General features: G+C 76.9%; 6 protein-coding genes. 2 read left to right on the top strand and 4 right to left on the bottom strand.

Annotation, left to right across the window (positions count from 1 at the left end; genetic code table 11):
- Positions 1-162: 162 nt before the first annotated feature.
- Positions 163-1,842, bottom strand: a complete 1,680-nt coding sequence (menD, locus tag E4P40_RS25725) for a 2-succinyl-5-enolpyruvyl-6-hydroxy-3-cyclohexene-1-carboxylic-acid synthase (protein ID WP_135161166.1) — start codon at positions 1,840-1,842, stop codon at positions 163-165.
- Positions 1,839-2,765: an o-succinylbenzoate synthase gene (locus E4P40_RS25730; protein ID WP_245160588.1), complete on the bottom strand. Its 927-nt coding sequence runs from the start codon at positions 2,763-2,765 to the stop codon at positions 1,839-1,841. The genes menD and E4P40_RS25730 overlap by 4 nt, the downstream gene beginning before the upstream one ends.
- Positions 2,766-2,806: 41 nt before the next feature.
- Between E4P40_RS25730 and menE the strand changes: the two genes are divergently transcribed.
- Positions 2,807-3,919, top strand: coding sequence for an o-succinylbenzoate--CoA ligase (gene menE / locus E4P40_RS25735; RefSeq protein WP_135161168.1), 1,113 nt, complete (start codon positions 2,807-2,809; stop codon positions 3,917-3,919).
- The gene (locus tag E4P40_RS25740) at positions 3,919-4,791 is read left to right on the top strand and encodes a 1,4-dihydroxy-2-naphthoate polyprenyltransferase (RefSeq protein WP_135161169.1); all 873 of its coding nucleotides are present in this window, start codon (positions 3,919-3,921) and stop codon (positions 4,789-4,791) included. Before menE ends, E4P40_RS25740 begins: the two co-directional genes overlap by 1 nt.
- Here the strand turns inward: E4P40_RS25740 and E4P40_RS25745 are convergent.
- Both E4P40_RS25745 and E4P40_RS25750 read right to left on the bottom strand, forming a co-directional pair.
- Positions 4,781-5,089 (bottom strand): DUF4229 domain-containing protein, encoded by a 309-nt coding sequence (locus E4P40_RS25745; protein WP_135161170.1) that lies wholly within the window; start codon positions 5,087-5,089, stop codon positions 4,781-4,783. The two genes, E4P40_RS25740 and E4P40_RS25745, sit on opposite strands and share 11 nt — an antisense overlap.
- Positions 5,082-5,510 (bottom strand): Lrp/AsnC family transcriptional regulator, encoded by a 429-nt coding sequence (locus E4P40_RS25750; RefSeq protein ID WP_245160589.1) that lies wholly within the window; start codon positions 5,508-5,510, stop codon positions 5,082-5,084. The genes E4P40_RS25745 and E4P40_RS25750 overlap by 8 nt, the downstream gene beginning before the upstream one ends.
- Positions 5,511-5,756: the final 246 nt, after the last annotated feature.

Here is a 5,756-nt window from a genome sequence, read left to right on the forward strand (position 1 = left end):
GGCGGAAGGGGCTGAGGTTGGCGCTCATGTCGTCGTCTCTCCTTGACTATCCGGGACCGGGAGGGTCCCGGTGACACGGACGACGATCCGCGAGCTTCCGCAGGTCACCCGCTCGGTTTCCGCAAGACAACCGCAAGACCGGCAGAGCCTGGAAACGGCAGCTCAGGCCGTCAGTGCGCGACCCACGCCCGCACGGATCTCCCGTGCCAGCCCGGCCTCGGCCCGCTGGTCGGTGCGGACGACGACCACCCGCGGCCCGCCCTCGCCGAGCGCGGCGGCCAGCTCGTCCGGCGACGTGACGGACGACGACGCCCACCCCAGCGCCCGGGCCACGGCGACGAGGTCCCGGCCGTGCGGGGTCCCGAACACGCGCCGGTAGTCCCGGGCGTGCCGGTCCTCCCCCGGTTCCAGCTGGGCGAAGATCCCGCCGCCGTCGTTGTCCGGGACGACGACGGTCAGGTCGGGCACGGGCTCGCCCTCGCCCAGCAGCAGCCCGGTCAGGTCGTGCAGGAACGTGAGATCGCCGATCAGCGCGAAGGCGGGGCCGCCGTGGACCAGCGCCGCCCCGACGGCGGTCGAGACGGTGCCGTCGATCCCGGCCACGCCCCGGTTGGCGAGCACGGTGAGATCGCCCCGGGGCACGGCGAGACGGTCGACGTCGCGCACGGGCGTCGAGGAGCCGAGCACGAGCAGGGCGCCTGCGGGGAGGGCGGCGACGACGTCGCGGGCCAGGCGGGCGGCGGTCATCGCGGAGGAGCCGTCGAGGAGCCGGTCCACGGCGGCCCCTGCCACGGTCGCCGCCTCCCGCCACGCACCGTGCCACTGAGACGGCGCGGGAGCCGGCGCGCCGGCTGGCAGACCGCCCACCCAGGACGTCGACCGGCCGGCGTCCGCCCAGCGCGGGCTCCCGGCGAGCGTCTCCACGCGCACCGCGGGGTCGGCGAGCAGCGCCGAGACCGGGCGGGACAGGGTCGGCCTGCCGACGACCAGCACCCGGTCTGGGCGGTGGGCAGCCAGCCAGTCCTGGCATCCGAGGAGCAGCGCACCGCCGCGGACGGACGTCGCCCAGGCGCCGCTGGAGGGCTCGGCGGCCACCGGCCACCCGGCGTCCGTGGCGAGGGCGCCGGCCGCTGCGCCGAGTCGCGGCGGCACGTCCCCGACGACGACGAGGGTTCGCGCCGGCCCGCTGTCCCTGGCCTGGACGACGGCCCTGCGACCGCCGGTGGCCCACGGTGCGCCGTCCGGACGTCCGGCGAACGGCCCGGGGAGCCCGGGGTCCTCGTCGTCCGGCATCAGCGGCTCGCGCAGGCCGAGGTTGAGGTGCACCGGGCCGGGGTCGCCGGAGAGCGTGCCCGAGGAGGTGATGAGCGCCTTGGCGACCAGCGACCGCCAGTACCGGTTCTGCGCCTCCTCGCGGCCGGCCTCGGGCACCCCGACGTCGGCCGACCAGCGCACCGCCCCGCCGTAGAGGCCGGCCTGCTCGATGGTCTGGTTCGCGCCCGTGGCGCGCAGCTCCGGGGGCCGGTCCGCGGTGAGGGCCAGCAGCGGCACGCCGCTCGCGTCGGCCTCCAGCACCGCGGCGTGCAGGTGCGCCGCGGCCGTCCCCGACGTCGTCAGCACCGGCACCGGCCGGCCGGACGCCTTGGCCAGGCCGAGGGCGAGGAAGGCCGCCGTCCGCTCGTCGATCCGCACGTGCAGGCGCAGCCGGCCGTCCCGTTCCGCTGCGGCGAGGGCCAGGGCGACCGGCGCCGACCGCGAGCCGGGGGCGAGGACGGCGTCGGTGACGCCGCCGCGGAGGAGCTCGTCGACCAGGACGCGGGCGAACGCGGTGGACGGGTTCACGCGGCCTGCACCGCATCGAGCCGCGAACGCCAGCGCGCCTCGGTCGCGGGGTCCGCCGCCACCGCGTCCAGCCGGTCGGGCTCGGGACGGCACACCGGCAGCGCTCCGTCGACCGGCAGCAGCGGCGTGCTGGTCACGTCGTCGGCGAACAGCGCGACGGTCGCCAGCCCGCAGGCGAACGGCAGCTCGGGCAGCGCGGCGGCCAGCGCGACCCCCGCGGCGATGCCGATCGAGCTCTCCAGCGCGGAGGAGACGACGCACGGCAGACCGTGCGCGGCGGCAACCTCCAGCGCCGCCCGCACGCCCCCGAGGGGTTGGACCTTGAGGACGACGACGTCGCACGCCTCCCGCAGGTCCACCCGGAGCGGGTCGGCCGCGCGGCGCACCACCTCGTCGGCGGCGACGCGGACGTCGATCCTGCGGCGGAGGGCGACCAGCTCGTCGAGGGTCGCGCAGGGCTGCTCCACGTACTCGAGGCCGACCCGGTCCAGCTCGGCGATGCGGGCCACGGCGGTGTCGACGTCCCAGGCGGCGTTGGCGTCGACGCGGACGGCTCCGGACGGACCGAGGGCGTCCCGCACCGCCTCGACCCGCGCCAGGTCGTCGGCCGGCGTCTGGCCCGGCTCGGCCACCTTCACCTTCGCCGTGCGGCAGCCCGACGCCCGGACGATCGCGTGCGCCCGCTCCGCGTCGACGGCCGGCACCGTCACGTTCACCGGCACCGAGTCGCGCACCGCGGCGGGCCACCCGTCGACGGCCGCCTCGTGCGCGGCCGCCCACCACCGGCGGCTCTCGGCCACGTCGTAGTCCCAGAACGGGGAGAACTCCCCCCAGCCCGCCGGGCCGCGCACCAGGACGCCGTCACGGACGTCGATGCCGCGGAAGCGGGTGCGCAGCGGCACCCGGTACACGGCGGTGATCACACCGGCCAGCGTAGTTCGGCAGGGCCGTACCCTTGCCCGTTGTGGCCAGGCACCTCACTCTCGTGGGCGCGCCGGACCTCTCCGAGGACGTGGTGCGCGCCGCGCTGAGCGGCACCGCGCCGCTCGCCGTCCTCCCCGCCGGCCCCGCCGCCGTGGTCGAGGCCGCCCGCCGGGTGCTGCGTCCCGACGACCCCCTCGAGGACGGCGCCGACCTCGTCGTGGTCACCTCCGGGTCGACCGGCGGCGGCCGCGGGGTGCTGCTCTCCTCCGCCGCCGTGCAGGCCTCGGCCGCGGCCACCCTGGACCGGCTCGGCGGACCGGGCAGCTGGCTGCTCGCGTTGCCCGTCTCGGCGATCGCCGGCCTGCAGGTGCTGTGCCGCAGCGTCCTCGCCGGCCGGTCCGCCACCGTCCTCCAGCCGGACGAGACGCTGACCGCGGCGGTCGCCCGGCTGCCCACCGGCCGCCGCTACACCTCGCTGGTGCCCACGCAGCTGCGCCGCCACCTCGACGCCGAGCCCGCGGCCCTGCGCGCCTTCGACGCGGTCCTGGTGGGCGGTGCCGCGACCGACCCCGCGCTGCTCGCCCGCGCGCGGGCCGAGGGCGTCGCCGTCGTGACGACGTACGGGACGACCGAGACCGCCGGTGGGTGCGTCTACGACGGCGTCCCCCTGGACGGCGTCCGCGTGCGCGTGGCCGGCGGGATCGAGCTGGCCGGTCCGGTGCTCGCCTCCGGCTACCGACTGGACCCGGAGGCGACCGCGGCCGCGTTCCGCGACGGCTGGTTCGTGACCCGCGACGCCGGGAACCTGGACGGCGACGGCCGGCTCACCGTGCACGGCCGGCTGGACGACGTCGTGATCAGCGGCGGGGTGAACGTCGCACCTCAGACCGTCGAGGCGGTCCTCAGGGAGCACCCCGACGTCGCGGACGCCGTCGTGTTCGGCCGCCCCGACGACGAGTGGGGACAGCGGGTGGTCGCGGCGGTCGTCCCGGCGCCCGGCGCGGACCCGGCCCTGCCCGCGCTCCGGTCCTGGGTGGGCGAGCGGCTGGGCGCCCCCGCGGCCCCGCGCGAGCTGCACGTGGTGGCCGCCGTGCCGCTGCTCCACACGGGCAAGCCGGACCGGCGGGCGGTCTCCCGGGCGGTGCTGGGTTGATGGCGACCCCTGCGCAGTGGCTGGCCGGCGCCCGCCCGCGGACGCTGCCGGCCGCGGTGGCCCCCGTGCTCGTCGGCACCGGGACCGCGATCGCGCTGGACGGCTTCCGGCCGCTGCCCGCCGTCCTCGCGCTGGTCGTCGCGCTCGCGCTCCAGGTGGCGGTGAACTACGCCAACGACTACTCCGACGGCCGCCGCGGCACCGACGCCGACCGCGTCGGCCCGATGCGGCTCGTGGGCTCGGGGGCCGCGCCGGCGCGGCAGGTGCTGGTCGCGGCCGGACTCGCGTTCGCCGTCGCCGGGATCGCGGGGCTGGCCCTGGCCGCGCTGTCGAGCTGGTGGCTGGTCCTCGTCGGCGCGGTCTGCATGGTCGCGGCGTGGACCTACACCGGCGGACCCCTGCCGTATGGCTACCGCGCGCTCGGCGAGGTCTTCGTCTTCGTGTTCTTCGGCCCGGTCGCCGTCGTCGGCACCACCTTCGTGCAGACCCGGACGCTGCCGGCCCTGGCGTGGGCCGTCTCGGTGCCGATCGGCCTGCTGATCGTCGCGATCCTGGTGGTCAACAACCTCCGTGACATCGCCGGGGACGCGGCCGTCGGCAAGCGGACCCTCGCCGTCCTGCTCGGCGAGCGCGCCACGCGGTTCACCTTCGTCGGGCTGTTCGTCGTCGCGTTCGCCGTCGTCGCCGCCGTCGGCGTCACCCGCCCGTGGGCGCTGCTCGGGCTCCTGGCCGCGCCGCTGGCGGTGCCGCCGGCACGGACGGTGCTCTCCGGCGGCCGGGGTCCGACCCTCATCGGCGCGCTGCAGGGCACCGGGCTGCTCACGCTGGCGACCGGCGTCCTCCTCGGCGCGGGCCTGGCCCTCAGCGGCTGACCCCGCCCTCCTCGGTCCCGCTCAGCCGGGTGCGGAGGTCCTCCTTGGCCGTCCTCCGGGCCTCGCTGCGGGCGGCGAGGGCCGCCGTCAGGCGGTCGCGCGAGGGTCGCAGCAGCAGGTAGGAGACCGGCATCGACAGCAGGAGCCCGAAGAGCAGACCCGGGAAGCTGCCGAGGCCGACCAGCCACAGCAGGAGGACCAGCGCCGCGGCGATCGCGAACCGGCCGACGGTGTACATCACCAGCCAGGGCAGCACGCGGGGCGGCGCCCCGGACGGACCCGCCTGAGACTCAGCCATGACGGCCCTCCCATTTCGTGGACAGCACGACGGTCGTGCGCGTGCGCGCGACGCCCCTGATCCGGTTCAACGCGTTGACGGTGGCCTCGAGTGCCGGGATGTCGGTCACGCGGACCTTGAGCACGTAGCCCTCGCTGCCGGCCACCCGCCAGCAGTCCTCGATCCCGGGGACCTCGCGCATGGCCGCCTCCAGCCCGGTGTCGTCGACGGAATCGCTCTCGATGACGCCGATCAGCGCGGTGACGTCCAGCCCGACCGAGGGCGGGTCGACGACGGCGCGGTAGCCGGTGATGACCCCGGCCGCCTCCAGCTTGCCCACCCGCTCGTGCACGGCCGGCGAGGAGAGCCCGACCTGGCGGGCGAGCTCGGCGTAGCTGGCGCGGCCGTTGGCCCGCAGGAGGTCGATCAGCTGTTGGTCCACGGCGTCGATGACCGTCCTCCTCCCGCTCGGGGGCCGACCCCGCATCCGGGTACGGCCGTCGGCGAGAAGTATCCGGACGGACGTACGCTGGACATGTCGAGGGGGTGGAACGGTGGCGTTCCTGGTTGTGCTCGTGATCGCGGTCGTGGTCGTCGTGCTGGTCATGCGGGCTGCGGCCGCCCCGGGGAGGCCCGGTGGCGGCCTCCGCGCGCCGCGTGCGGCCCGTCCCCGGCCGCAGCGGCCGAG

This window comes from Blastococcus sp. CT_GayMR20, from assembly GCF_004570345.1.